This is a genomic window from Antiquaquibacter oligotrophicus, assembly GCF_020535405.1.
Taxonomy (GTDB): domain Bacteria; phylum Actinomycetota; class Actinomycetes; order Actinomycetales; family Microbacteriaceae; genus Rhodoglobus; species Rhodoglobus oligotrophicus.
Genome location: NZ_CP085036.1, coordinates 656847 through 681440, shown reverse-complemented (window position 1 = coordinate 681440; position 24594 = coordinate 656847). Strand labels below are relative to the sequence as shown.

The 24594-nt window shown below is 65.4% G+C and carries 29 protein-coding genes; 17 read left to right on the top strand and 12 right to left on the bottom strand.

The window, feature by feature from the left end:
- Positions 1-48 precede the first annotated feature (48 nt).
- Positions 49-816 (top strand): hypothetical protein, encoded by a 768-nt coding sequence (locus tag LH407_RS03390; RefSeq protein WP_322132699.1) that lies wholly within the window; start codon positions 49-51, stop codon positions 814-816.
- Between the two features lie 59 nt (positions 817-875).
- A complete protein-coding gene (locus LH407_RS03385; protein ID WP_322132700.1) occupies positions 876-1406 on the top strand; it encodes a prepilin peptidase in 531 nt (176 codons plus the stop codon).
- Here LH407_RS03385 and LH407_RS03380 read toward each other — a convergent pair.
- The 5 genes from LH407_RS03380 to xseA are packed head-to-tail and all read right to left on the bottom strand — an operon-like array spanning position 1403 to position 5591.
- Positions 1403-2791 (bottom strand): class II fumarate hydratase, encoded by a 1389-nt coding sequence (locus tag LH407_RS03380; RefSeq protein ID WP_322132701.1) that lies wholly within the window; start codon positions 2789-2791, stop codon positions 1403-1405. The two genes, LH407_RS03385 and LH407_RS03380, sit on opposite strands and share 4 nt — an antisense overlap.
- Positions 2792-2830: 39 nt before the next feature.
- Entirely contained in the window at positions 2831-3478 is a 648-nt protein-coding gene (locus LH407_RS03375) for a carbonic anhydrase (RefSeq protein WP_322132702.1), read from the bottom strand.
- 37 nt (positions 3479-3515) lie between these two features.
- A complete protein-coding gene (locus LH407_RS03370) occupies positions 3516-4142 on the bottom strand; it encodes a DUF4245 domain-containing protein (protein ID WP_322132703.1) in 627 nt (208 codons plus the stop codon).
- 2 nt (positions 4143-4144) lie between these two features.
- Complete coding sequence (locus LH407_RS03365; RefSeq protein ID WP_322132704.1) at positions 4145-4405, bottom strand: exodeoxyribonuclease VII small subunit; 261 nt, start codon at positions 4403-4405, stop codon at positions 4145-4147.
- Positions 4374-5591 (bottom strand): exodeoxyribonuclease VII large subunit, encoded by a 1218-nt coding sequence (gene xseA, locus LH407_RS03360; RefSeq protein ID WP_322132705.1) that lies wholly within the window; start codon positions 5589-5591, stop codon positions 4374-4376. Before xseA ends, LH407_RS03365 begins: the two co-directional genes overlap by 32 nt.
- A 55-nt stretch (positions 5592-5646) precedes the next feature.
- Here xseA and LH407_RS03355 point away from each other — a divergent pair, with 55 nt between their 5' ends.
- The 4 genes from LH407_RS03355 to LH407_RS03340 are packed head-to-tail and all read left to right on the top strand — an operon-like array spanning position 5647 to position 9575.
- Positions 5647-6744 (top strand): 4-hydroxy-3-methylbut-2-enyl diphosphate reductase, encoded by a 1098-nt coding sequence (locus LH407_RS03355; protein ID WP_407650626.1) that lies wholly within the window; start codon positions 5647-5649, stop codon positions 6742-6744.
- On the top strand, positions 6741-7235 hold the full coding sequence (locus LH407_RS03350) for a DUF6264 family protein (protein ID WP_322132706.1): 495 nt from the start codon (positions 6741-6743) through the stop codon (positions 7233-7235). Before LH407_RS03355 ends, LH407_RS03350 begins: the two co-directional genes overlap by 4 nt.
- Positions 7236-7237: 2 nt before the next feature.
- A complete protein-coding gene (locus tag LH407_RS03345) occupies positions 7238-8443 on the top strand; it encodes a sensor histidine kinase (RefSeq protein WP_322132707.1) in 1206 nt (401 codons plus the stop codon).
- Positions 8436-9575: a hypothetical protein gene (locus tag LH407_RS03340; RefSeq protein WP_322132708.1), complete on the top strand. Its 1140-nt coding sequence runs from the start codon at positions 8436-8438 to the stop codon at positions 9573-9575. The genes LH407_RS03345 and LH407_RS03340 overlap by 8 nt, the downstream gene beginning before the upstream one ends.
- Positions 9576-9599: 24 nt before the next feature.
- Here LH407_RS03340 and fbaA read toward each other — a convergent pair whose 3' ends face one another.
- Entirely contained in the window at positions 9600-10625 is a 1026-nt protein-coding gene (gene fbaA / locus LH407_RS03335; RefSeq protein ID WP_322132709.1) for a class II fructose-bisphosphate aldolase, read from the bottom strand.
- 205 nt (positions 10626-10830) lie between these two features.
- Complete coding sequence (locus LH407_RS03330) at positions 10831-12192, bottom strand: DNA recombination protein RmuC (RefSeq protein ID WP_322132710.1); 1362 nt, start codon at positions 12190-12192, stop codon at positions 10831-10833.
- Between the two features lie 73 nt (positions 12193-12265).
- On the opposite strand from LH407_RS03330, the gene LH407_RS03325 reads away from it, so the two are divergent.
- Complete coding sequence (locus LH407_RS03325; protein WP_322132711.1) at positions 12266-13174, top strand: LysR family transcriptional regulator; 909 nt, start codon at positions 12266-12268, stop codon at positions 13172-13174.
- A 71-nt stretch (positions 13175-13245) separates the two neighbouring features.
- Positions 13246-14739 carry a CoA-acylating methylmalonate-semialdehyde dehydrogenase gene (locus LH407_RS03320; protein WP_322132712.1) on the top strand — a complete coding sequence of 498 codons (1494 nt, stop codon included), beginning with the start codon at positions 13246-13248 and terminating at the stop codon, positions 14737-14739.
- 44 nt (positions 14740-14783) lie between these two features.
- On the opposite strand, the gene LH407_RS03315 is transcribed toward LH407_RS03320, so the two are convergent.
- Positions 14784-15383 carry an exonuclease domain-containing protein gene (locus LH407_RS03315; protein ID WP_322134903.1) on the bottom strand — a complete coding sequence of 200 codons (600 nt, stop codon included), beginning with the start codon at positions 15381-15383 and terminating at the stop codon, positions 14784-14786.
- A 140-nt stretch (positions 15384-15523) separates the two neighbouring features.
- Between LH407_RS03315 and LH407_RS03310 the strand changes: the two genes are divergently transcribed.
- The 9 genes from LH407_RS03310 (at position 15524) to LH407_RS03270 (ending at position 22378) form a co-directional block, all read left to right on the top strand.
- A complete protein-coding gene (locus LH407_RS03310) occupies positions 15524-16441 on the top strand; it encodes an LPXTG cell wall anchor domain-containing protein (protein WP_322132713.1) in 918 nt (305 codons plus the stop codon).
- A gap of 78 nt (positions 16442-16519) precedes the next feature.
- Positions 16520-18175: a methyltransferase domain-containing protein gene (locus LH407_RS03305; RefSeq protein WP_322132714.1), complete on the top strand. Its 1656-nt coding sequence runs from the start codon at positions 16520-16522 to the stop codon at positions 18173-18175.
- A gap of 11 nt (positions 18176-18186) precedes the next feature.
- Positions 18187-19260: a redox-regulated ATPase YchF gene (gene ychF / locus LH407_RS03300; RefSeq protein WP_322132715.1), complete on the top strand. Its 1074-nt coding sequence runs from the start codon at positions 18187-18189 to the stop codon at positions 19258-19260.
- A gap of 235 nt (positions 19261-19495) precedes the next feature.
- Positions 19496-19978, top strand: coding sequence for a DUF4262 domain-containing protein (locus tag LH407_RS03295; RefSeq protein ID WP_322132716.1), 483 nt, complete (start codon positions 19496-19498; stop codon positions 19976-19978).
- A gap of 71 nt (positions 19979-20049) precedes the next feature.
- A complete protein-coding gene (gene vapB / locus LH407_RS03290; RefSeq protein ID WP_322132717.1) occupies positions 20050-20274 on the top strand; it encodes a type II toxin-antitoxin system VapB family antitoxin in 225 nt (74 codons plus the stop codon).
- Positions 20265-20684: a PIN domain nuclease gene (locus LH407_RS03285; RefSeq protein ID WP_322132718.1), complete on the top strand. Its 420-nt coding sequence runs from the start codon at positions 20265-20267 to the stop codon at positions 20682-20684. The genes vapB and LH407_RS03285 overlap by 10 nt, the downstream gene beginning before the upstream one ends.
- Before the next feature lie 88 nt (positions 20685-20772).
- Positions 20773-21651: a hypothetical protein gene (locus LH407_RS03280; protein WP_322132719.1), complete on the top strand. Its 879-nt coding sequence runs from the start codon at positions 20773-20775 to the stop codon at positions 21649-21651.
- Between the two features lie 41 nt (positions 21652-21692).
- Complete coding sequence (locus tag LH407_RS03275; RefSeq protein ID WP_322132720.1) at positions 21693-22112, top strand: DUF3806 domain-containing protein; 420 nt, start codon at positions 21693-21695, stop codon at positions 22110-22112.
- Positions 22113-22183: 71 nt separating this feature from the next.
- Positions 22184-22378, top strand: a complete 195-nt coding sequence (locus LH407_RS03270; protein ID WP_322132721.1) for a hypothetical protein — start codon at positions 22184-22186, stop codon at positions 22376-22378.
- Here the strand turns inward: LH407_RS03270 and LH407_RS03265 are convergent.
- From LH407_RS03265 to LH407_RS03250, 4 genes are all read right to left on the bottom strand, one after another.
- Positions 22375-22749 (bottom strand): type II toxin-antitoxin system death-on-curing family toxin, encoded by a 375-nt coding sequence (locus tag LH407_RS03265; RefSeq protein ID WP_322132722.1) that lies wholly within the window; start codon positions 22747-22749, stop codon positions 22375-22377. The two genes, LH407_RS03270 and LH407_RS03265, sit on opposite strands and share 4 nt — an antisense overlap.
- An 8-nt stretch (positions 22750-22757) precedes the next feature.
- Positions 22758-22955, bottom strand: coding sequence for a ribbon-helix-helix protein, CopG family (locus LH407_RS03260; protein WP_322132723.1), 198 nt, complete (start codon positions 22953-22955; stop codon positions 22758-22760).
- 66 nt (positions 22956-23021) lie between these two features.
- The gene (locus LH407_RS03255; protein WP_322132724.1) at positions 23022-23390 is read right to left on the bottom strand and encodes a DUF2834 domain-containing protein; all 369 of its coding nucleotides are present in this window, start codon (positions 23388-23390) and stop codon (positions 23022-23024) included.
- A gap of 32 nt (positions 23391-23422) precedes the next feature.
- Positions 23423-24562: an ArgE/DapE family deacylase gene (locus LH407_RS03250; RefSeq protein WP_322132725.1), complete on the bottom strand. Its 1140-nt coding sequence runs from the start codon at positions 24560-24562 to the stop codon at positions 23423-23425.
- Positions 24563-24594 lie beyond the last annotated feature (32 nt).

The window sequence follows — 24594 nt, the reverse complement described above, 5'->3', positions numbered from 1 at the left end:
GCTCGCGTCGTTTCGGCGGTAGCGGGCGCGACCCCGTAAGGTCGATGCGTGGCATGGGTCTTTGGAGTGGTGGCGGTCGGCCTCACCGTGTTCCTTCTCTGGACCCTCATCTCTCCCCGCGGCCAGTGGCGCGCCCTCGTCGGGTGGAGTGTCCGAGACATCCATCGGGATGAGCCAAGCGGCACCGGTTACGCACTTCGCCGCCTCGGGGCGGCCATCAGCCTTCTCGGCATCCTGACGGTCGCCGGTTTCGCCGCAGCGCCGTTCATTCGCGACCAGACCGCTGCAGCCCCGACCCACGTCGCCTCGCCGATCGAGCTCATGTGGGGCCCTGTCCAGCCGGTGGTCATCAACCGCATCATCGTGCCGAGCGGGGCGCCGTCTGGGGCTTTCCCCGAGATGCCCGTGCTCGGATACCAGAGTTTCGCCGACGGCACCCCCAACTACGTCAGTCGCCTCCAGGACTTCCGGCTGCTCGGCCGCGACACACCTCCGGGGATGGTGGGCGATCTGCCTCCCATCGGCAACGGCGCGATGGACTTCGCCGATATCGTGTTGAACGTTCGTGCGCCGCTGCTGTGTGTACCGCGCGAAATTGTGCTCGTCGAATCGGCGGACGACGTCCGGGTGGGCGTCTTCTACGGTCTGCCGTCGAACCCTGACGGCACCGAGAACGACAGTGTCGCCGGATGCCCGACCACGGCATCCGTGACAACATCGGTGCTCATTCCGCTGCAGCTCGGTGCCCCGCTCGACGGTCGGCCCGTGCTGACGCTGGGCGGCGAGCCCATCGACGAGGTCGGGCTCATCGACTGAGCTCGTGCGGCTGTGGAGGGTTCCTCCTCACCGGCGCGCGACGCAAGTACGGTCGCCGAATGCACGCAGCGTTCGGCACCCCCGCGTCCCGCGACCTACCGATTGTCGCGCTGCTCCTCACTGTCGCCTTCGCCGGGTTCGGTGATTCGCCACTCGTTGCCCTTGCCGCGTGCCTCGCCATCGTCACACCGCGCTTGTACCGTCACGACGTGCTGGAACACCGCCTCCCCAACCGGCTGATAGTTCCTGGTTATCCGCTCGCGATCGCATCCCTCTTCGCCGCGGCACTACCTCGAGGCGAGGTTCCCTGGGTCGCTCTCGGCGCGGGTGGCGTGATGTTCACCCTTTTTCTGGTGCTCGCCCTCGCCGGGGGTATGGGGATGGGTGACGTCAAACTCGCAGGCCTCCTCGGGCTCTCGGCCGGAGCGCTCGGTGCGGAGGCGGCCATCGCGAGTGTCGGCGTGGCGTTTTTTCTCGGCGGACTCCAGGCCGTGGCTGCTCGCCGTCACCGGGAGCGCAGCATCCCGTTCGGGCCGTCTCTGCTCGCGGGCTATTGGACCACGGTGACCGCCGCGGCGGCGTGGGCCTAGCCGGGATGCGTCATCGACATCACGTCGAGCGCGGAATCGAGCTGCTCGAGCGTGACCTCACCGCGATCCACGAACCCTAGAGCGATGACGGCCTCCCGGACGGTGATGCCTTCCGCGACCGAATGCTTAGCGATCTTCGCCGCAGCCTCGTATCCGATGATCTTGTTGAGCGGGGTGACGATCGAAGGCGAGGACTCGGCGAGTGCCTTGGCGCGGGCCTCGTTCGCAATGAGGCCCTCGATGGTCTTGTCCGCCAGCACAACGGTTGAGGTGGAGAGAAGACGGATCGACTCGAGCAGCGCGGTACCCATCACCGGAATCGCGACGTTCAGTTCGAAGTTGCCCGATGCTCCTGACCAGGCGATCGTCGCGTCGTTTCCGATGACGCGGGCACACACCATGAGCACTGCCTCCGGCACAACAGGGTTGACCTTGCCGGGCATGATCGATGATCCCGGCTGCAGGTCGGGGATGTGGAGTTCGGCAAGCCCCGTGTTCGGGCCAGAACCCATCCAGCGCAGGTCGTTGCAGATCTTCGTGAGCGACACCGCGATGACGCGGAGCGCGCCGGAGGTTTCAACAAGAGCGTCGCGCGCGCCCTGAGCCTCAAAATGGTCGACGGCCTCCGTGATCGGCAGCTGCGCATCGGCGGCCAGCACTGAGATCACGCGCTGGGGGAAGCCCACGGGCGTATTGATGCCCGTGCCCGTCGCCGTACCACCGAGCGGAACCTCGGCGACGCGGGGGATAGTGGCCCGCACTCGTTCGATGCCCAGTCGCACCTGACGTGCATAGCCGGCGAATTCCTGCCCGAGTGTGACGGGGGTGGCGTCCATGAGGTGCGTGCGGCCCGACTTGACGACGGTCTTCCACAGCTCGGCTTTGGTCTCGAGGGCAGTGGCGAGGTGTTCGAGCGACGGAATGAGGTCAACCACGAGGGCGCCGGTGACGGCGAGATGTACGGATGTCGGGAAAACATCGTTCGAGGACTGCGAGGCATTCACATGGTCGTTGGGGTGCACCGTCGACCCGAGCGACGTGCTCGCCAGTCGCGCGATCACCTCGTTCATGTTCATGTTCGAGGAGGTGCCGGAGCCCGTCTGATAGACGTCGATGGGGAAGTCACCGAGGTGCTCACCCGCGATGATCTCGTCGGCAGCCGCAACGATGGCCTTGGCGATCGATTCGTCGATGATGCCGAGTTCACCGTTGACGATCGCCGCTGCACGCTTGATGCGCGCGAGCGCGATGATCTGTGCTGGCTCGAGGCCGTCCCCCGAGATCGGGAAGTTCTCGACGGCCCGCTGGGTCTGCGCCCCGTAGAGGGCGGCGGCGGGAACCCGCACCTCGCCCATGGTGTCGTGCTCGATACGGTAGTCGCTCACTTCGCGTGCATCCTTTGTTTCGCTGGTTCGGTGGTTGTCTCAGAGGCCGGTCGGTGTGTCGCCGAGGCCGACCGTCACGTCGGGCTGAGCGCGTCCCTCACGCAATTGGTAGTTGGCGCCGACGATCGCGAGCGAACCGCTTGCCACCGCCTCGCGAATCATCTCCGACGACTCTAGGAGTTCCTCGATAGTGTCGCGCAAGTGTTCGCGACCTACGGCCTGCGCATCGATCGACAGCGGGTCGACACGACGGTATTGCGCGACGCGGCGCACCGCCGGCAGGATCGGGGCGATCAGGTTGGAGATGTGGGGTGACAGCTGCGGGGCATCCGCGCCCTGCGAGTCGATTGCGGCACGAACGGCCCCGCACTCGTCGTGGCCGAGAACAACGATGAGCGGCACGCCGAGCACCCCGACGGCGTATTCGAGAGACCCGACAACCGACTCGGAGATGACCTGGCCCGCGTTACGGACGACGAAGAGATCACCGAGGCCCTTGTCGAAGATGATCTCGGCGGCGAGGCGCGAATCGCTGCAGCCGAATAGCGCGGCGTCCGGGAACTGGGCCGGGGCCACCTCGGTGCGACGATCCACATCCTGACGCGGATGCTGAGGCTCGCCTGCGACAAAACGCTCGTTGCCGCGCACCATCTCGGCCCACGCCTCGGCTGGGGTCGTCTTCGACATTCTCGTCCTCTCGTTCGTCTCGGAGTGTGGGTGGGAACTACTCGAGCTCGTCTGACATCGCGGAGATCGCCGCCGCGAGAGTCTGGAACTCCGCGTCGGACGCCGTACCGTGCAGCACGATCGTGGACGTGCCCAGCTCGGCCGACATCGCGAAAGCGTGGTTGCCGGGGTCGTCCGCCCCACGGTTGTCGTACAGAGTCCAGGCGACACCGTCGATCGTGGCGGATCCGCTCGCCTCCACATCGTCGACAACCGCGGCCAACCACGTCGCGTTCGCGTCGATGCCCTGGTTGACGGCAATGAACTGAACTCCCGGAGTTACGTACCCCACATACCAGGTCGGGACCTGGTCGACCGTGCCGAAGCGTGCAGCGTTCGCGCTCCACCCTTCGGGCAGGTCCGGGTCCAGGAGGGACGTGCCGGCCGTTGATTCAGCGGACGACGCAACACTCGATACATCGATCGGCGGAGCGGCCTCCGGGGTGGGGCGCACGACAACGATGACGAGAAGCAGCACGATTCCGAGCGAGGCCACCGTTGCGACAACAAGGTTGAAGAGCGTCTGGTTCGCGCGACGCTTGGCCGATGCCGCGGCTTTGCGATCCGCGGTCTCCTGCGGCGTCTCGGGGCGACCCAGTTCGGCGACGATCCTTGGTTCGGCCATCGTCACTCCGTCGCAGTCGATCGAGCCGCGTCGAGCCTGGCCCGCGCGCCCTTCAACCACTCCTCGCAGCGCGAGGCGAGGAGCTCTCCGCGCTCCCACAGAGCGAGTGACTCCTCGAGTGTTGCCGCACCCTGTTCGAGCTGCTGAACGACCCGCACGAGCTCGTCGCGTGCTTGCTCGTAGCTGAGCTCGTCGACATCGGTCGGGGAGGGGTTGGACACAGGCAGAATCCTATCGCGAGGGGGTGGGATCGACCTTGGCATCGACCGTGCCTTCGGCGAGGGTCAGTGTGAGCGCATCGCCCGCCGAGACGTCTTCTGCCGAGCGCAGAATGTGACCGTCCGACAGCTGCGCGATCGCGTACCCGCGGTCGAGGGTGCGTTGCGGCGAGAGTGCCCGGAGATGGCCAGCAAGCTCAGTGACCCGATTGCTCGCGGTCTCCAGGAGGCGCAGGCTCAACTCTCGCCCGCGCTCGACATATCGACCGAGCTCGTCCGCTCGGGAATCCACGAGCCACGTCGAATTGGCGAGAACCGGTCGAGAGCGGAGGGACTCGATTCGTTCGACCTCCGTGCTGATGCGTTGGGTGACACGGGAGCGGATGGTCGCGCGCGCCTGCTGCACACGAGCGAGTTCTTCCGTGACATCCGGAACCACACGTTTGGCTGCGTCGGTGGGGGTGGATGCCCGCAGGTCGGCCACCTCGTCGAGCAGGGGGCGATCGGCCTCGTGCCCGATCGCGCTCACGATCGGTGTTATCGCCGCGGCCGCGGTGCGCACGAGGTTCTCGTCGCTGAAGGCGAGAAGGTTCTGGAAGTCGCCGCCCCCGCGCGCCACGATGATGACGTCGACCTCCGGGTCCGCGTCGAGTTCGCGGATCGCGGCCGCAACGTCCGCTGCCGCGCGATCGCCCTGAACGGCTGCGTGCCGCACACGGAACTCCACTGCGGGCCACCGCAGACGCGCATTACGGAGCACATCCTTCTCGGCGTCGCTGTCTTTGCCGGTCACGAGTCCAATGCAATGCGGGAGGAACGGCAAGGGCTTCTTGTTGTCGAACAGTCCCTCGGCTTTGAGCTTCTGCCGCAACCTCTCGAGGCGTTCGAGGAGGTCTCCGATGCCGACGTGCCGCATGTCGGACACCTGCATGGTGAGTGAGCCGCCCTTGAGCCAATAGGACGGCCGCACCGCGGCGATCACGTGATCGCCCTGCTTGAGGTCGGCGGGAATCCGTGCGCGAACCGACGACCAGACCGTGAACGAGACGGTGACGTCGTCCTCGAGATCTTTGAGCTTGCCGTAGACGTTGCCTCCCGATACCCCCCACTGGGTGATCTCGCCCTCCACCCACGCGGTGCCGAGTCGCTCGATCCAGCCTTTGAGCTTGGAGGCGAGGAGCGCGACCGGCCACGGAGCGTCCAGGGAGGACGGGGCCTCGTCTGCTGCCATCGTGCCTATCGCTCTCTCTCAGGGGAAATCGCCGCGCGCCACCTAGAATTGTCGTGTGGGCACAATCTCCAACGGCGCCAAGGCGACACTCGACTTGCCTGCGGTTCCCGCGCGTCGGGAGCGGCTCAAGGATACCCCGGCGCCCCGCGCGAAGAGGGTGGTTCTCGCTGCTCCCCGTGGATACTGCGCGGGTGTGGATAGAGCCGTCATCGCCGTCGAGAAGGCACTGCGCAACTTCGGAGAGCCCGTCTACGTGCGTAAGCAGATCGTCCACAACATCCACGTTGTCTCCACCCTCGAGCGGCAGGGTGCAATCTTCGTCGACGACGTCACCGAGGTGCCCGAGGGCGCCCACGTGGTGTTCAGCGCCCATGGCGTGTCGCCCGCGGTCGTCCAGGGTGCCGCCGACCGCAATCTCCAGGCCATCGATGCCACCTGCCCTCTCGTCACGAAAGTGCACCGGGAGGCGACACGATTCTCTCGCGACGACTACCAGATCCTGCTCATCGGTCATGCCGGCCACGAAGAGGTCGAGGGCACGATGGGGCACGCCCCCGAGCGCACCATCCTCGTCAACGGGCCAGAGGATGTTCCCTTCGTCGAGGTCGACGACGTTGAACGTCTCGTGTGGCTCTCCCAGACCACCCTGAGTGTCGACGAGACGATGGAAACGGTGCGTCTCCTGAGGGAGCGATTCCCCACTCTGCAGGACCCCCCGAGCGACGACATCTGCTACGCCACCCAGAACCGCCAGGTTGCCATCAAGAAGGTTGCAGAAGAAGCCGAACTCGTCATCGTCGTCGGCAGCGCGAACAGCTCCAACACCGTTCGACTGGTCGACGTCGCGCTCGAAAACGGCGCGAAAGCGGCGTATCGCGTCGACTACGCGAGCGAGATCAAGCAGGAGTGGCTCGACGGTGTCTCCACGATCGGCGTGACGAGCGGAGCATCCGTTCCGGAAGTCCTCGTGCAAGAGGTGCTCACCGACCTTGCCGACGCGGGCTTCGCGGATGTCTCGACCGTCGTCACAGCGGAAGAGGACCTTATGTTCTCGCTACCCAAAGAACTCCGCACCGATGCTGCGGGTAACCCCGACGAAAGGGGACTCGGCGGGCGAGTACGCAAACTCGACTGGCAATCCGGAACACCATGAGTGACGAGCGGCCGGCACCCCGTTACGGCGAGTACGCGCCCGGCGCTCCTCGGGTCGAGGATCCGCCCCTGCCGCCACCGACCCCGGTCGAGCCTGAGCCAGAACCGAAGCCTCGCTACAACACGCGTGATCTGATCATCACGACCGCACTCTTACTCGTCGGCGTCTGGGACGTCGCCTCGCGGTGGCAGGAGTACCTCGGCTTCGGAAGTGTTCTCGCCGAGGCCTTCGCCTTCCAAGGTCTCGATGAGTTCACCTCCTACGACGAGGCTGCGGCGGTCGGTCTGTGGATGAACATCTCCCGCGCGGCGATCCTCGTCATCACCATTGTGGTGTCGCTCATTCTCATCAGTCGCGGCCGTATCGCATTCTGGGTGCCGTTGGTCGGCGGCGCACTCGCCATCATCGTGCTGCTGGTGTTGTCGGCATCCGTCATGGTGAATGATCCGGCATTCGTCGACTTCGTCGGCCGCACCGTGCAGCAGAACTGATCATGCGCGTCGCCGTGCTACCGCGGGAAGTCGCCTCGCGCATCATCACCACCGCGCTCGCGCGCGCCTTCGCCGCCATCAACGTCACGAGCCTCGTGCTGAGCATTCCCATGCTCGTCGAGTTCATGACCCATCGCGGTCTCGCGGCAGCGTTGCCGGCGCCGCTCCTCATTCTCGCGGCGCTCATCGGTGCGGCGCTCTTGTGTGTGCTCCGTCCCCAGCGGATGTCGCTCACCATCTTTCTTGTGGTGGGAACGGTTGGGGCCGTTGTCTACGAACTCATCCTCGTGAGTGTCTATCCCGACTTCCTCGTCGAAGGTCTGTACATCCTCAATCGCCCCGCGGTGGCCCTCGTTCTCGTCGGGGTGACGGCGTCCACGGTGCGCCAGGGATTTGCGTGGTCCCTCGTTGGGTTCGGGCTCTCGACGCTCGTCGCGTTGGCCGTAGCCGTGATCGCGACTGTGCCATTCACTCCCGGCTACGGCGCGCTCCTCAACCTCATCGCCACCACCATCGCCTACACGTCGCTTGCCGCGATCCAGTGGAGCCTACGGCGTCGAGTTCCTGACTTCGAAGAGGTCGAAAACCTCTCCCGACGAGCCACCCTCGAGGACGAACTCCGGGTTCGCGTCGCCGCCAACGTGCACGACACGCTTCTCAACGGTCTCGCCCTCGTTATCAACGCACCCGATGAGCTCGACGCGCGCATGGTTGCCCGATTGCGTCAGGATGCCCGAACTCTCGCGAGCGCGGAATGGCCCGAGGAGGCCGGCTCCGACAAGGTGGAGCGAGGTGACTCGCAGTTGCGCAACGATATCCTCCGGATGCTCAGCGATCTCCAGTGGCGTGGCTTGACCGTGCGCATCACCGGCACCGACTCGAGTTACGTACCGCTGCCACCGGGCTCGGCAGACGTGCTCGTTGGCGTCGTGCGCGCTTGCCTCGAGAACGTGCTCAAGCATTCCGGAACCTCGGTCGCCGAGGTCGACCTCAGCCACTCGGACACGGACCTCAGCATCGTGGTCACCGATCAGGGGTCTGGGTTCGACCCGAGGGCGATCGCGAGCGATCGCATCGGACTTCGAGCGTCGGTGATCGAACGGATGAACGGCATCGGCGGTTCGGCGCGCGTCTGGTCGACACCAGGGCAGGGAACATCCGTGGTGCTTCACCTTCCTTTGCCCCGGGAGGTGGCTGTCGATGCCTAATAGGCGCTACCTCCTGACCTCCGCCCAGCAAGCCGACCCCTTGAGCTGGTTCACCGGGCCCTACCTCCCGCTCACCTTCGCCGGTGGAATTTTTGTCTTCGGCACCATCGTCACGCTCCTGACCTGGGATGCGAGCCCCAATCCTTGGCTGCAACTCGCAGCGCTGTGGTTGTGCGTCGTCGCGGGGCTGCTCGTTCACGTTCGTTCGCGACCGTTCACCCCACCCATCGGCTGGGGCACCTCGACCCTGGCTCTCGCGACCGCGATCGCCGGTTTGGCTCTCTCCGCATTCGACTACCGCGACGTCGACTTCAACTTCGGTTTGTGGTGGGGGCCTGCGGGGCCGGCGTTTATTCTCATCGGTCTGTCGCCGTATGTCTCGACACGACGGCTCATCGTGCTGGGGATCGGCACCACGGTGGCCGTCGTAACCATTGCTGTCGGTCTGCTCCAGCCGGCCCAACTCGCCGAGGCGCCGATCACCACGGCACTGGTTTTCGCCTACCCGCCTGCGATGGCGGCCGTCGGTTCTGCCCTCTTCTCGTATTCGATCGTCTCCACAGCGACAGCAACCCTTGAAAACCCCGATCGGGCGCTACGCGTGAGAGATGCCAGTCACGATGACGCCGTGGCAGAACTCGAAAACAAGACCCTCGCACGTCTTACGGCGCGAGCGACCCCGTTTCTCCTCGATCTCGCGGAGCAAGGCAAAGTGACCCCTGAGGATCGCGCTCTCGCCGGGCAACTCGCGAGGCGACTGCGAGATGACCTCGTCACCCAGGCGAACGAGACCTGGCTTGATCGTGCTGGCCAGGATCTGGGTGTGCTCGTCGTCGACCCGGACCGGCTCGCTCGTCGCATGAGCAACGCCCAGCGCACCGCGCTGATGGCACTGTTGCGTGCCATCCTCGAACTCCCCGAAGCCGACGCCGGGGCACTCATGGTCGAACTGCGGGCAGCGGATGATGGCGCAACGGCGGTCGCGATGAGTATGGACCTCGACCTTCCCGAGGGTCGACGAATCATGCACCTTGCGCCGTACTACCTGACACTGGGTACCGCGGTGGACGACCTCGAATTCGATCGGGACCGGCTTACGTTCAGCTTCGGATCCGAGTCACAAACGCGCTAGCGTCAATGACCCTCGGGGGCGTGGTTACTTGCCAGAGTGACCGGCGGAACCGAGCTGCTGGGTGGCCTCGACGACACGAGCGGCCATCGCAGTTTCCGCAAGCTTGCCCCACGCGCGCGGGTCGTAGATCTTCTTGTTGCCGACCTCGCCGTCGACCTTGAGGAAGCCGTCGTAGTTGCGGAACACGGTGTCCGCCAGCGACCGGCTGTAGGCGTACTGCGTGTCCGTGTCGATGTTCATCTTCACGACGCCGTTGGCGACTGCCGTCGCGATCTCCTCGTCAGTCGAACCGGAGCCCCCGTGGAACACGAGGTCGAGAGGCTTCGGCCCTGTGCCGTACTTAGCGGCAAGGCCATCCTGAATCTCTTTGAGCAGTTCGGGCTTGAGCTGCACGTTTCCGGGCTTGTAAACGCCGTGCACGTTTCCGAAGGTGAGTGCCGCCATGTAACGGCCCTGCTCACCGAGGCCGAGAGCCTCAACGGTAGCGATCGCATCGTCGAGCGTCGTGTAGAGGTGCTCGTTGATGTCGTGGCTGACGCCGTCTTCCTCGCCGCCGACAACACCGATCTCGACCTCGAGGATGGCGTTGATCGCCTTCATGCGGGGAAGGATTTCCTTGGCGATCTCGAGGTTCTCCGTGAGAGGAACAGCCGAACCATCCCACATGTGGGACTGGAAGATCGGGTTACGGCCAGCCTTGACCTCGGCCTCGGAGGCAGCGATGAGCGGAAGCACGAAACCGTCGAGCGCGTCTTTCGGGCAGTGGTCCGTGTGGAGTGCGACGGTCACCGGGTAGTTCTTGGCGACCTCGGTCGCGAATGCGGCGAACGCGAGCGCTCCGGATGCACGTGCCTTAACGCTCTGGCCGGCGAAGTAGTCCGCGCCACCGGTGGTGACCTGGATGATGCCGTCCGAACCCGCGTCGCTCAAACCCTGGAGGACGGAATTGATCGTCGACGAGCTCGACACGTTGATCGCCGGGTAGGCGAAGCCGCCCTTCTTGGCCTTGTCGAGCATCTCTGCGTACTGGTCTGGGGTGGCTACGGGCATCGCGAAAGTCTCCTCGAAAGATTCGGTCGTAGATGTCGACCGCCTCCGAGTCTATTGAACCCGCGGGACTCGCGTTTCCCCTGCCCGATGGGGTGGACGTCGCTCAGCGCCGCTCGCCGCGCGGAGGTTTGACGAGCACGCGTACGTTCAAACACCAGCGCGCGCGAGCAACCACAGCGCGGGGCAGCAAAAAGCCCACGGGCGGCTATGCCGACTTGGCGTTGCCCTCGGGGTGTGCGATGTCGGGCAGCTCCAGCTCCGCGCGGTGAACCCCTTCGAGTTCATCGAGGGCGCCCAGCTCGAGTTCCACAGCAGTGAGCTGCTTTGGCGACTGCTCGATCGTCTTTGCCGTGCCGATGACCTTCGACTCGTCGAGCGCGTTGAGCTTGCGCGCCGTGACCAGCACACGAGTTTCGAGCGAGTTAGCGAACTGGTTGTAGCTGTTGACCGTCGAGTCGAGGGAGCGGCGGAGCTTGTCGGCGTGTTCGGCGAGTGTCGACATCCGTCCATACAGCTCCTTGCCGAGGTCGAAGAGCGTCTTGGCCTGGTCGGTCAATACGTCCTGCTGCCACGAGAACGCCACCGTCTTGAGCACCGACCACAGGGTCACGGGCGAGGCAAGGGCGACCCGCTTCGCGAAGGCGTAGTCCATCACACCGGGGTCTGCCTCGAGCGCCGAGGACACAAGCGATTCGCTGGGGATGAAGGCGATCACAAGCTCGGGGGACGCCTCGAGACCGGCCCAGTACGCCTTGCTCGCGAGCGCGTCGATGTGGCCACGGATGACCTTCACATGCTGTTTGAGGAGAGCCTCCCGGCGCGCGGCCTCCTCTCCCGTCGCGGTCGCGGGGATCTGGTTCGCCTCGAGGTAGGCGGTGAAGGGCACCTTGGCGTCGACGGCGATGTTCTTGCCACCCGGGAGGTGGATGACCATGTCGGGCCGGCCGGCCCCGGCGTCCGAGCTGATGCTGGACTGCACATCGAAGTCAACGCGCTCGATGAGCCCCGCAGCCTGCACGACGTTGCGCAACTGAGTCTCACCCCACACGCCTCGCGTCGAATTGCTCCGGAGAGCGGAGGCGAGCGACTCGGCGGTCGAGCGCAAGCGCTCCTCCGACTCCGTGGCCGACTTCAACTGCTGGGCGAGCTCTCCGTGCTGCTGTGCGCGCTGTGCCTCCAACTCGGTGACCTTGCTCTGCATGGTGCGCAGTGTCTCCTGTACGGGCGTGAGCGCCTGGAGCACCTTGGAGTCGCGAGCCTCCCGCTCGGCTTGAGCCTGGGCATCCGTGCGCTGACGCTCGACCAGCAGACGGTACTGCTCTTGCGCGTCCGCGAGCTGGCTGCGGAACCCGTCGACACTCGCGCTCGCGGCGGCGAGCTGCGCCTGAAGCTCGGCGCGGACAGAGGCTTCCTGGGCGCGAACCTCCGCGACGACCGCATCGTGACGTGCCGTGAGCAGAGCCGGGTCGACCGCGGTCGAGCGGGTGCGGGCGATCAGGAAACCGCCCCCGATTCCGAGAGCAACACCGATGACGAGGCCAAGGAGCAGCGAGACGATGGGGTCCATGCCGACAGTGTCGCAGCGGCCGGCGACATTACCGGGGTGCACCGCCGATGGATGCCCGGCCTAGGGTGATTCCATGGCTCCCGACCCGCACGGCGTCTCGACGGACGACCTGCGCTACCTTCTCGCGGTTGCGCGCACGGGTCGACTCGTCTCGGCGGCAACCCTCCTGGGGGTGGACCACACCACCGTGCGACGCAGGCTCGACAGGCTCGAAGCGGCACTCGGGGTGCGACTTCTCGATCGTGGCGCGGACGGCTGGGAGCTGACCGCCATCGGTAGGGACGTCGCGGCGCGGGCGGCGCCCCTCGAGCACCTCGTCGACGATGTGCTCGGGGCTGCCTCCGGCGGGCCGGAAGCGCTGCGCGGCACGGTGCGACTGGTGGCACCGGAGGCCTTCGGCACGCTCTTTGTGGTGCCCGCACTCGCGCGAGTGCAGGCCGAGCATCCGGGTATCACGGTCGAGCTCGTGACATCGACACGGCCGCTCAGCCTCCGAGGCTCTGGTTTCGATCTCGCGGTGACCGTCGGCTCCGCGACGAGTTCGCGCCTCGCCAGCGAAACCCTCGCGCCCTATTCGGTTCGGCTGTACGCCGCGCGAGAGTACGTCGCGAAACATCCGCCCATCACCACTCTCGCGGACCTCGAGCGCCACCCGCTCATCTTCTATGTCGATGCGCTTCTGACGGTGCGCGAGCTCGACCTCGCGCCGGTCCTCGGCGGGATGCACGTGCGTTTCGGCTCGACGAACGCGTTCGCCCAACTCGCAGCCACGAGGGAGGGTGCAGGCATCGGTCTGCTGCACGCCTTCATGGCGGACCGCGAGCCCGACCTCGTGCCGGTGCTTGCGAACGAGGTCGATTTTCGGGTGCAGTTCTCTCTCTCGGTGCGGCGGGATGCCCTCACCGTGGACGCGGTTCGCCTGGTGCGAGACGCGCTCCTGGAGGAGGTAGCCGCCCGAGCTCATGAACTCGTGCCGCAGTAGGCGCATAAACGCAGATCGGGTGTGCGCCATCGGCCCTTGATTGCAGATGCCGGCACGCGCACACTGGGCATATGACTGAGATCCTCGACCACTGGGTGAACGGTGCCGCGTTCGCCGGAGCATCCACCCGCACGTCCCCCGTCTACAACCCGGCGGAGGGTTCCGTCTCCCGCGAGGTGCGTCTCGCGTCCGTCGCCGACGTCGACAGCGCCGTCCAGGCAGCGAAGGCCGCGTTCCCGGAATGGTCTGAGGCATCAGTGGCCAAACGGCAGTCTGTGCTCTTCTCCTTCCGCGAGCTCCTCAACGCGCGCAAGGGCGAGGTCGCGGCGATCCTCACCAACGAGCACGGCAAGGTGACCTCCGACGCCCTCGGCGAAGTTGCTCGCGGCCTCGAGGTTGTCGAGTTCGCCACGGGCATCCCGCACCTGCTCAAGGGCGAGATCGTTCAGAACGTCTCCACCGGCGTCGACGTGTACTCGGTCAAGCAGGCGCTCGGTGTCGTCGGCATCATCAGCCCGTTCAACTTCCCGGCGATGGTGCCGCTCTGGTTCTTCCCCGTCGCGATCGCCGCGGGCAACACGGTTGTGCTCAAGCCCTCCGAGAAGGACCCGTCCGCCGCGATCTGGATGGCGGAGCTCCTCAAGGAGGCTGGTCTGCCCGACGGCGTGTTCAACGTCGTCCACGGCGACAAGGAGTCGGTGGATGCACTTCTCGAGCACGAGGACGTGGCATCCATCTCGTTCGTCGGCTCGACCCCGATCGCCAAGTACATCTACGAGACCGCATCGAAGGCTGGCAAGCGTGTGCAGGCACTCGGTGGCGCCAAAAACCACATGCTGGTGCTTCCGGATGCCGACCTCGACCTCGTGGCGGACTCCGCCGTCAATGCGGGCTTCGGCTCAGCGGGCGAGCGCTGCATGGCGATTTCGGTTGTTGTCGCGGTCGAGCCTGTCGCCGACGAGCTCATCGCGAAGATCCAGTCGCGTATGTCGGGTCTCACCGTCGGTGACGGCACCAAGGGTTGCGACATGGGGCCGCTCATTACGAAGGAGCATCGCGACAAGGTCGCCGGGTACATCGATGTCGCCATCGCGGACGGCGCGGAGGTTGTCGTCGACGGCCGCGGCGTGAAGGCCGATGGTGGAGCGAACGGGTTCTGGTTGGGCCCGACTCTCATCGACAAGGTGCCGACGTCATCCGACGTGTACACCCACGAGATCTTCGGACCGGTGTTGTCGGTGGTGCGCGTGAAGACCTACGAGGAGGGTCTCGCGCTGATCAATGGCTCCCAGTACGGCAACGGAACGGCGATCTTCACCAACGATGGGGGAGCGGCACGTCGCTTCCAGCGCGAGGTGACTGTCGGCATGGTCGGTATCAACGTGCCGATTCCCGTGCCGGTCGGCTACTTCTCGTTCGGCGGCTGGAAGGACTCGCTCTTCGGAGACGCCAAGGCGTACGGTCCGCACTCGATCAACTTCTTCACGCGCGAGAAGGCGGTCACGAGCCGCTGGCTGGACCCCTCGCACGGCGGCATCAACCTGGGCTTCCCCCAGAACGGCTAGATAGGACGTCGCTCAGCGCGCCCCGCCAGGGCCGTGCCCCCGAACTACAGGGACGCGACGTCGAGTTGCTCGACCGGAGAGCCGATGCGCCCCACCTTGGCACCGGTGAGTTCTGCAAGGTCGCGCACGGATGCTGCGCCGTGACGGTCCGCGGCGTGCACGATGATCGCGGCGCAAGCCTGGGCATCCGCCAACGCATTGTGGTGGGCGAAATCCTCGAAGCCGGCCGCCATCGCTGCTGACGGCAGGCGGTAGGAGTCGAGGTGGTAGGTCTTGCGCGCAATCTGGAGGCTGCACAGATAGTCGTACGACGGCGTCGGAATGTAGCTCGCGCGGCTGGCGGCGTCGATGACCCCCATGTCGAATCGGGCGTTGTGGGCCACGAGAGTGTCGTTCTCGGCGAACGCGGTGAGATCGGGGAGCTGCTCGCTCCACAGGAGCGCGTCCACAACATCCGCCGCCATGATGCCGTGGATCCTCACGTTCCACTCGAGGAAGGCGTCGTGGCCGAGCGGGGGCTTGATCAGCCAGTAGGCCGAATCCACGACGCGACCGTCGCGTACCTTGACCATGCCGACAGAGCAGGCGCTCGCCGCAGAGTTGTTGGCGGTCTCGAAGTCGATCGCAGTGAAATCCAGTGGCACAACCCGATGCTCACACGTGCCTCCGACGCCGCCCACGGGGCGCGCCGATGTCCTGCGAAGCAACGACGCCGCCCACGTGGCCGAGTGGAGCGCCCCGTTCACTGTCCACTATGGTGAACCAAATCCGGAAAGGAATCCCTATGCGCCGTCGTGCCTCCGCAGCCTCGTCCGCCGCCATCATCGCCGCCCTCGGACTCGTGTTCGTCGGCGTTTCTCCCGCCGGCGCAGCCGAACTGCCCGAGACGGACGTGCTCCACCCGATCACCCGCGAGGCCCTGTACACCTCGACGTCCACGGGCGCTTCCACTTTTGTTGCCGACCTCGAGTCAGAAGGCGGCAAGTACGGTGCGGATTACGACCCCGCAACCGGCGTTGCCTACTACTTCGCGGCCACTCCCGTAGCGTGTGACCTCTACACACTCGACCCCGCCACCGGTGCTTCGACACTTGTTGGACCGGTCGCTCACGAATCGATCGACGAGTGCGACGGGCTCAATGTCGCCCTTGACGGAACACTTCGCATCATCGATCAGGACGCCGTGATCGTCACCGTTGACAAGTCGACGGGTGCCGTACTGTCATCGCTTCCCATCGACGGCGCTGACTACCTGTCCTTCATCGACCAGACGACAACAGGTGAGTTCTACCTCGGTGGTTACGACGGTGCGATCTACTCGCTGGACGTCGCGACGGGTGTCGCGGAGTTCATCGCGCAGCCTCTCGACTACATCGAGACGGCGTCGTTCGACAGCGCCAACACGCTCTGGTACAGCACCGACGGTGACGCGTGCCAGGGGCTGGGCTCGCTCGACCTCGGCGACCCCACCGGTACAGCCACGTTCCAGGGCGACTTCTTCGCGGGCGATGACTGCCTGAATGCCTACGCCATGTTCATCACGCAGCCCGGTGTCGCTCCGGCACCGCAGCCCGCTCCCGCGCCCGGCCCGCAGCTGGCCGCAACCGGGTCGACCCCCACCGCGGTTCTGCCGATCGCAGGCGTCGTGCTGCTCTCGGGGTTCGGCGCACTGATCCTCGCGCGCCGCGCACGTCGGGCCTAATAGTCGCGGAGAAAGCCGGGCGACCGCTGGGTCGCCCGGCTTTTCTGCGCTCATAAATCGCCGACGTAGGCTGGATCGATGAGCAATCCCGAGGCAACATCGTTCGGCGCCGCGGTCGACGTCTACGACGCGGCGCGCCCCGAGTACCCCCGCGAAGCCCTCGAGTGGGTTGTGCCCAGAAGCGCGCGCGAGGTCGTTGACCTCGGAGCGGGGACGGGCAAGTTCACGCGCCTCATTGTCGAGTCCGGCCGCACTACGGTCGCCGTGGACCCGGATCCGGTCATGCTCGAGCGCCTCCACACGTTGCTGCCGACGGTCGACGCGCGCCCGGGAACCTTCGAGCAGATCCCCCTCCCCGACGCGAGCGTGGATGCAGTTGTTGCAGCTCAGTCATGGCACTGGGCGGATGCCGAGGCCGGCCTCACAGAAGTTGCCCGGGTACTGCGGCCCGGGGGCACGTTCGGCCTCGTGTGGAACATCCGTGACGACTCGGTCGACTGGGTGGCAGCTCTCGGGCGCACGATCGGCCAGAGCAATGCGGAGGCGCGCTTCGAGGAGGTCGCACGGGTTGAGCCTCCGTTCGGGGAACTAGAACGTGCCGAGTTCCGGTGGTCGACCACGGTTACTCGAGATGATCTCGTGCGGCTTGCTGCCTCGCGCAGTTCGTACATCACGGCGGACGAGACCGAGCGCGCCCGGGTGGTGGCAGCCATCGACGAACTTCTCGCGACGCATCCCGATACTGCAGGGCGGAGCGAATTTGTGTTGCCCTATGTCACGCACTGTTTCCGCTCGCGCGTGAGCGACCCTCCGTTGGACTATGCCCACGCTCTGAGCCCTGCCCGAGGCTGGTGGCGAGGCGCACTTGCGATCGTTGTGTTCGTGGCCGCCTACCTCGCGGTTTCCGCTGTTCTCGGCGCCGTCGGGTTTGCGATCGAGTTCGCGCGCGGGGAGTTGACGCTCGAGCAGCTCGAGTCGGGTCTCATCCCGTTTACCCCGGTGATCATGCTCGTGAACAACCTGTCGTTGGCCGCGTGCATCCCGCTCGCCCTTGTGCTTCAGCGGTTGTTCTTCGGGGCACGCGTCGGGTCCCTGTCATCGGTGGTGGGTCGCATCCGGTGGCGATGGATGCTGCGGCTCGCGCTCATCATCGTTCCCGTGTGGGCGCTGTACGTGGGCATCTCGATCGTGGTGGAACCGGCCGGCGAAGTGCGCATCGACGCTGGCGTCATCATCATGCTCGCGATCGTTGTGCTCACCACCCCGCTGCAGTCCGCGGGGGAGGAGTACGGTGCGCGGGGGCTCATCCTGCGTGCGGCGGAGTCGTGGTTCCGTAATCCGACGGTCGCGTTTGTTGTTGGCCTGGTCATCTCGAGTGCGGTGTTTTCGTTGGCGCACCTCGCTGCGGACTGGTGGCTGATCGCGTATTACTTCGTGTTCGGGGCATCCGCGGCGCTCGCCGCTCGCCTCACGGGGGGCCTCGAGGCTCCCGTGCTCGTGCACGCCACAAATAACGTGCTGCTGTTCATTCCGGCGGTGCTATACGGGCAGCTCGAGCAGGGCATCGACCGCAGCGAGGGCACGGGTGGGCCGTTCATGCTGTTCCCGATGATCATGTGTGTGCTCGCCGCCCTCATCAGTTGGCGCTGGGGTCACCGCAACGGTGTGGTCACCACCGCGCCGTCGCCCGTGCCGCCGCGCTTGCGGCGCGCGCCCGCTCCGCGCACCGCCTAGGCTGGTCTGCCGTGGCTCTCACTATCGCAATCGTCGGTCTGCCCAACGTCGGAAAGTCGACCCTGTTCAACGCCCTCACGCGCAACACGGTTCTCGCGGCGAACTACCCGTTCGCGACGATCGAACCGAACGTGGGTGTCGTCAACCTTCCGGACCCTCGCCTGAACGTGCTCGCGGAACTGTTCGGGAGCGAGCGCATCCTCCCGGCACCCGTGTCGTTCGTCGACATCGCGGGCATCGTCAAGGGCGCGAGTGAGGGAGAGGGGCTCGGCAACAAGTTCCTCGCCAACATCCGCGAGGCCGACGCGATCGCGCAGGTCATCCGCGGGTTCAGCGACCCGGATGTTGTGCACGTCGACGGACGCGTGGACGCGGCATCCGACATGGAGACCATCAACACCGAGCTCATTCTCGCCGACCTGCAGACACTCGAGAAGTCGATTGCGCGCTACGAGAAAGAGGTCAAAGCCAAAAAGCTTGAGCCGGTGGTGCTGGAGACCGCGCTCGCCGCCCAGAAGGTGCTCAACGAGGGGACGCCCCTGTCAGCATCCGGCATCGACACTGAGCCCATTCGCGAACTGGGCCTGCTCACCTCGAAGCCCTTCATTTACGTCTTCAACGTCGACGACGAGGTGCTCACGGATGACACGGCCAAGGCCGCGCTGGCGGCCCTAGTCGCTCCGGCCCAGGCCGTCTTCCTCGACGCGAAGATCGAGTCCGAGCTCATCGACCTCGACCCGGAGGATGCCGCGGAGCTCCTCGCATCCACCGGCCAGACCGAGTCCGGCCTCGACCAGCTCGCGCGCATCGGATTCGACACGCTTGGACTGCAGACCTATCTCACGGCCGGACCGAAGGAGGCCCGCGCCTGGACGATCGGCAAGGGCTGGAAGGCACCTCAGGCGGCCGGCGTGATCCACACCGATTTCGAGAAGGGCTTCATCAAGGCGGAGGTCATCGGTTTCGACGACCTCGTCGAGACCGGCTCGATCGCGGAAGCCCGCGCCAAGGGCAAGGCCCGCATCGAAGGCAAGGACTACGTGATGCAGGACGGCGACGTGGTGGAGTTCCGGTTCAACAACTAGGGCTCTGAAGGGCACGACTAGCGTGAGTCCGCGCCGAGGGGCGCTCCGTTCTGAGCAATCACGCTCGAACTGCGCCACGAGGCGGATGCCGCACTGCTCACTGACCGTTCGCCGCGATCCGCAGCGCGGTGACGCGGCTACGCCGACCTCTCCTCCCAAGGAAGGAAAGGCGCCCACATTACCCAATCCCGATGACCAGTTCTCGGCCACGTGGCGGAGAGCGTACCGTCCCCCTATGAACACCGGATCGGACGATCAGATCGTGGCGTGGCTTGAGGAACAAGATCGGATGATCACCCAGATCGTTCGTCAAGATGGCTGGGCCGTGCAGTATGTCAATGGGGAGGGCACTACGCCTCCCTTCGCCTATACCGTCGGCCTTTTCGGGCTCAATCATCCAGAGCTCATCGTCTTTGGACTCGACTACTCGTCCGCGATTGGCCTTCTCAACTACATGGGCACAAAGGTGCGGGAGGGTGACGACTTGTTGCACGGCGATGTCGTGCTCTGGGAGGGGACCGATACTCGCGTGCGGATCGAGGTACTTCCAAATCCTGCCGAATTGATCTTCACAGCCAACCGCTTCTATCAGCGACCCGACGAAGCATCCGTTCCTGCATTCCAACTGACGTGGGACGTCAATGGTGCGTTTCCGGGCCAGCCCGGCTACTCGAAGCCCGGCTGGCTCCAGCCCGCCCCGGGTACAAGTTGGGCGTGATGCTCGACCGCGCCGGAGAGTGCGCGAGGCCGGTGATATCGTGATATCACCGGAACGTTGGGGAGATGGCTATGACGAACGTACTCATTCGTGGATTGAGCGCCGCCGCCGTCGAGCGTATTGATTCAGAGGCAGCAGCGCTCGGTCTATCTCGAAACGAGTTCCTGCGTCGCAGGCTCGAGACGGAAGCCTCGATGTCCGTTGCAGCCACGATCACCGCCGATGATTGGACCCGATCTGCAACGACCTTCGGTGACCTTGCTGACCCAGAGACAATGGATGCTGCGTGGCGGTGACGCACTGGCTCATCGACAAGTCAGCCTTTGTGCGAATGCAGACCGGACAGGCGGCGAAGATCGACGAGTGGAACGCGCGAATTGAGCGCGGCTTGGTCCGCCTCTCCACCGTGACAAAGTTGGAGCTCGGCTTCTCCGCGCGTTCGGGCGAAGCAACTCGTCAGACCTTCAGTCTGCCGCCGCTGTCGCTTATGCCCGTCGAGCACCTGAGCCCCGCGATGGAAGACCGCGCGTTCGAAGTTCAGATGCTGCTCGCTGATCGTGGACAACATCGCGCACCGTCCATTCCCGACCTCCTGATTGCGGCAACAGCTGAGAAGGCCGGACTGACTGTGCTCGCGGTCGATGAAGACTTTGAACTGATCGCCCAAGTCACCGGTCAGCCGGTGGAGTTGCTAGCGCTGCAGTGACGGGTCCGCGTTCGACGTGCAGGTTGGTCGGGCGTAGGCGGGAGCATCAGTAGTGGGCAACGTGCGGCGGCTGCGCCAGGATGGTCGCATGAGCGCGGCCTTTCCATCCCCCAAACCTGCACGTCAACGCGGGATGCGGTGGTGGTCGTGGGCTTTGATTGCCGCAGGAGTGCTCGCCGTCATCGGCATCTTGTGCCTCCCCGTCTTGGGCTTCTTCGCGTACGTCAACCACAGCATCAGAGAGACGAGCCCAGACCAGCCATTTCTCGACGGCCCCGCCCAAGATCCCGATGCCCGTTCGCCGCTTCCGTGTGTCGAGCCATGCTTCGGCCTCGATGACGCGGCCACGTTGGCGGTCTCGGCCGGCGATGTGTCCTCGCTGTCGATCGCTGATGAGCTCTACGGAGCCGGAGAACTCGACGCGAGCACGGTCGCCGACGACGCACCAGCGGGCGGCGAGCAGTGGCTGGCTGTCGGTGGAGACGCGGAATGTGCTTTCGTCACCGCGAGCGCGCCGTATATCTCCGTCGGACCGGACAGCACCTCACAGGACCCGATCAGCTGGGTCCAAGCCTGGCAAACCGGCGATGAGGTGGTGGACATTGCGGCGCGCGTTTTCCCCGCAACGGAGAGCGCGACCGCGTTCATGCACGACCTTCACGATCGAGTCATCGCCTGTCCGTGGCAGGACTTGGACATTCGCGCGCCGGGCAGCATCGATACGAGCCTCGTGCAGATCACCTCGCAGGCGGCCATCGCCGTGCCGGACGAGGTTGCGGCGGTGGGCTGGGTTCGGGAAGGCAGCCCAGGTGCTCGGTGGCGGTCGTACGTATGGGATCTGCAGCGGGGCAATCTCGTCGTCCAAGTTCGTGTGCTCACTGACGGTCGCATCCTCGAGCGAGACGTTGCGACGTTCGCCGAACTCATAGCTGATCGGCTCAGCCAACTCGAACCCACAGCCTCATGATCGGCGATCAGCTAGCTCAGCCCGCTGAGTAGTCTTGGCGCGTGTCCGATCAAACATTCAGCGAGCTGAACGAAGCAGAGTCCGCGTGGCTCGCGAGCCTGCTCGACGAGCTTGTGGCCGCCGGAATCGATCTCAGCCCCGAAGACCTGTCCCAGTACTTCGACAACGAATGGGGCGCGTGGGCCGCACTAGCAGAAGACGCGCGACCAGACCCGAGCGCCACGATTACCCGCATCGGAGCGGGGGTCGGCGCTGTGGTTGCAGAGAGGCTCGGATTTGGCTGGGGAGTCGTGACGGACGAGTACGGGAGCGACCTCGCCATCCGTGGTGAGATACGAGAGCTCACCTTCTTCCCGATCAGCTCTGTCGCCAAACGGTGGATGAGTGGTGACCTCGGCTGGATCGTCCCCTTCGTGAATTGGGCGATCACCTCCGTCGAGGATGCCCGCTCTACGAGCTGAGCGATTCCTCTCGCTCCCGCCCCCGGACAGGGGCGCGCGGTGACCGGCTCGCGCTCGCTAGCGTTCCCTTCATGGAACCTGAGTCGCAGATGGGCCCAACGCGCTATCGCATCTACATGATCCTCGGTCTTGTCTTTTCGCTTGCACTCGTCGGGGTTGGTATCTGGGGCATCCTTGGCAGCAACGAGCCGATCCTGGGATGGGTGATGCTCGTAGCTGGCGTTGCGATCACCGGGGTCTCGATCATGCAGCTTCGACGCGCCTAAGCACTGATCGCCGCCGCGATCCTTGAGGCCATCGCCGTGACGTCACTTGCCGCTCCTGACGAGATCGCAATGATGAAGTCGTAGGCCTCGTCGTTAGTCCATCTCAATCGGGCGCCGTTGATCCCCAAAAACGTGAAGAGCGTGGCGAGCCCCAGGCGCTTGTTCCCATCGACCAATGCGTGGTTGTTCACGATCGATTGGGTCAAGGCCGCGGCCTTCGTCTCCAAGTCGGGATAGGCATCTTTCCCGAACAGGGTCGCGCTCGGGCGAGCAGCGGCGGACTCCAGAAGGCCAAGATCGCGGACAACGGGTTCAGCTTCGAGTGTCCGCCGTGCGATGTGCAGGAGGTCTTCCAGGTCGAGGTAAATCACGCTGGTCTCTAGCGGCCGAGGCGGTCTAGCGCTTCGGCGTAGCGCGGCAGTTCAGTGTCGAGCACCGAGTCGATGAGGTCGCGCTTGCTTGTTGTTTCGATATATGAGCGGACTGCGTCACGCGCGACGTCCTGCATGGAGCGCCCCTCAATCTCGGCTCGTTTTCGGAGCGCTGCGGTTTCGTTCTCGTCGAGTCTCAGAGTCATGGCCATCCTCAGATGATACCAAACTTGATACCAAGCCTTGCCTCGCCGAGTTGACGCAAATCGACGTTACGCGGCGGGTTTTGGGTCGGTTCGTGGCAGCTCGCCACCGCGGAGGCGCGTGAGGTGCCGCTCGCGTAGCGCCAGGAAGAGCGGCACCGTGAACGCGACCGCCGTGAGGAATGACAGGGGCACGAGCATCCATGCCCGTCGCATGCCGAGGCGTCTGCTTTCGACGATCACGAACACGCTCGCTGCCGTAGCCAGCACTACGAGGTCCCACTGCAACGACTGCGTCGCCGCGCCGTTGCTGAACCACTCGCCGAACCACGCGCTGCCCTGGGCGATAGCGAGGCCGTTGAAGGTCCACGTGATTGCGAGCCCGGCGATCGAGAGCGCGAGGTAGACGAAGAAGAGGGGCGTCAATCCGCGTGCCATGTCGACAATGTGACCACCCGGGCGTGGGGAGGTCAACCGCAGAACTCGCGGATCGTGCGCTCCAGCACGTCGGTGAGCGTCTCGAGCGAGGCAACGGTGACCCACTCCTCGTCGGCATGCGCGCCGCCCCCGTCCACACCGAAGACCAGGCACGGGATGCCCGCCTCAGCGTAGAGCCCGGCGTCCGTCCAGAACGGCTCGCCGCGCACACCTGGCGCGGCGCCGGTCACGGACTCGAAGGCACGCCCCACGGTCGTGACGATGCGCGACGCGGGATCTGCCTCGAACGCACCACGGCCCACCAGCCGCGTCAGCGTCGCGGTCAGCCCCGGAACGGAGTCTGCAGCGGCCGTGACGAGAGCGCGCAGTTCCGTTTCGACCTCGTCGATGGTCTCGCCCGGCAGGGTGCGGCGCTCGAGGGTGAGGGTGCACGACGGGGCGACAGTCGCGGCATCCACCCCGCCCGATATGGTCGCGACGCGAACGGTGCCGTGCCCGAGCAACGGATGCCGCGGCATCCCCTCGAGCCGCAACCGAAGCTCATCGACCGACGCCAACAGAGCGCTGGCACCCGCAATGGCGTCCACCCCCTGCTCGGGCATCGACCCGTGCGCGGCGACCCCCGTGAATTCCGCTTCGAACCACGCGAAGCCTCGGTGCGCGAGGGTGAGTTCGAGTTCGCTCGGTTCGGCGACGATGGCTGCATCGGCCCCGAATCGCGCCAGCACCTCGGACGTGCCGAGGCTGCCGAACTCCTCGTCAGCGACGAGCGCGACGATGAGGTCACCCCGGAGGGGCTCGGTCGACGCGCGGTCGGCGGCCACGAGGATCGCTGCGATGCCACCCTTCATGTCGAACGCGCCCCGGCCGAACACTGTGTCGTCCTCGAGGCGAGCCGCGAAGGCGTCGCCGCGGTAGGTGGAGACACCGACGGTGTCGAGGTGGCCGTTGAGCATGAGCGACTGGCCGCCGCCGGTTCCGCGCAGAATCGCGACGACGGAGGGGCGCCCGGGGTGAGCTTCGAGTCGCTCCACGGTGAACCCGCGACGCGCGAGCCACTCTGAGCAGAATGCCGCGATGTCCACCTCACCGTTCGCGCGAGGGTCGATATGCGGGTTGACCGAGTTGATCTCGATGAGTGCCCGAACGAGGGAAACGACATCCGCAGTCATCCCTGAAGACTACGAGCCGTGTTCCAGATCTG

What these genes read in the sequence shown, in the direction of transcription:
- LH407_RS03295 (WP_322132716.1), top strand. Translation starts at nt 19,496, where the DNA reads ATGAACACCGGATCGGACGATCAGATCGTGGCGTGGCTTGAGGAACAA.
- LH407_RS03280 (WP_322132719.1), top strand. Translation starts at nt 20,773, where the DNA reads ATGAGCGCGGCCTTTCCATCCCCCAAACCTGCACGTCAACGCGGGATG.
- LH407_RS03255 (WP_322132724.1), bottom strand. Translation starts at nt 23,390, where the DNA reads ATGGCACGCGGATTGACGCCCCTCTTCTTCGTCTACCTCGCGCTCTCG.
- LH407_RS03320 (WP_322132712.1), top strand. Translation starts at nt 13,246, where the DNA reads ATGACTGAGATCCTCGACCACTGGGTGAACGGTGCCGCGTTCGCCGGA.
- LH407_RS03370 (WP_322132703.1), bottom strand. Translation starts at nt 4,142, where the DNA reads ATGGCCGAACCAAGGATCGTCGCCGAACTGGGTCGCCCCGAGACGCCG.
- LH407_RS03375 (WP_322132702.1), bottom strand. Translation starts at nt 3,478, where the DNA reads ATGTCGAAGACGACCCCAGCCGAGGCGTGGGCCGAGATGGTGCGCGGC.
- vapB (WP_322132717.1), top strand. Translation starts at nt 20,050, where the DNA reads ATGACGAACGTACTCATTCGTGGATTGAGCGCCGCCGCCGTCGAGCGT.
- LH407_RS03350 (WP_322132706.1), top strand. Translation starts at nt 6,741, where the DNA reads ATGAGTGACGAGCGGCCGGCACCCCGTTACGGCGAGTACGCGCCCGGC.
- LH407_RS03330 (WP_322132710.1), bottom strand. Translation starts at nt 12,192, where the DNA reads ATGGACCCCATCGTCTCGCTGCTCCTTGGCCTCGTCATCGGTGTTGCT.
- LH407_RS03340 (WP_322132708.1), top strand. Translation starts at nt 8,436, where the DNA reads ATGCCTAATAGGCGCTACCTCCTGACCTCCGCCCAGCAAGCCGACCCC.
- LH407_RS03260 (WP_322132723.1), bottom strand. Translation starts at nt 22,955, where the DNA reads ATGACTCTGAGACTCGACGAGAACGAAACCGCAGCGCTCCGAAAACGA.
- xseA (WP_322132705.1), bottom strand. Translation starts at nt 5,591, where the DNA reads ATGGCAGCAGACGAGGCCCCGTCCTCCCTGGACGCTCCGTGGCCGGTC.
- LH407_RS03250 (WP_322132725.1), bottom strand. Translation starts at nt 24,562, where the DNA reads ATGACTGCGGATGTCGTTTCCCTCGTTCGGGCACTCATCGAGATCAAC.
- LH407_RS03345 (WP_322132707.1), top strand. Translation starts at nt 7,238, where the DNA reads ATGCGCGTCGCCGTGCTACCGCGGGAAGTCGCCTCGCGCATCATCACC.
- LH407_RS03325 (WP_322132711.1), top strand. Translation starts at nt 12,266, where the DNA reads ATGGCTCCCGACCCGCACGGCGTCTCGACGGACGACCTGCGCTACCTT.
- LH407_RS03305 (WP_322132714.1), top strand. Translation starts at nt 16,520, where the DNA reads ATGAGCAATCCCGAGGCAACATCGTTCGGCGCCGCGGTCGACGTCTAC.
- LH407_RS03385 (WP_322132700.1), top strand. Translation starts at nt 876, where the DNA reads ATGCACGCAGCGTTCGGCACCCCCGCGTCCCGCGACCTACCGATTGTC.
- fbaA (WP_322132709.1), bottom strand. Translation starts at nt 10,625, where the DNA reads ATGCCCGTAGCCACCCCAGACCAGTACGCAGAGATGCTCGACAAGGCC.
- LH407_RS03270 (WP_322132721.1), top strand. Translation starts at nt 22,184, where the DNA reads ATGGAACCTGAGTCGCAGATGGGCCCAACGCGCTATCGCATCTACATG.
- LH407_RS03365 (WP_322132704.1), bottom strand. Translation starts at nt 4,405, where the DNA reads ATGCCAAGGTCGATCCCACCCCCTCGCGATAGGATTCTGCCTGTGTCC.
- LH407_RS03310 (WP_322132713.1), top strand. Translation starts at nt 15,524, where the DNA reads ATGCGCCGTCGTGCCTCCGCAGCCTCGTCCGCCGCCATCATCGCCGCC.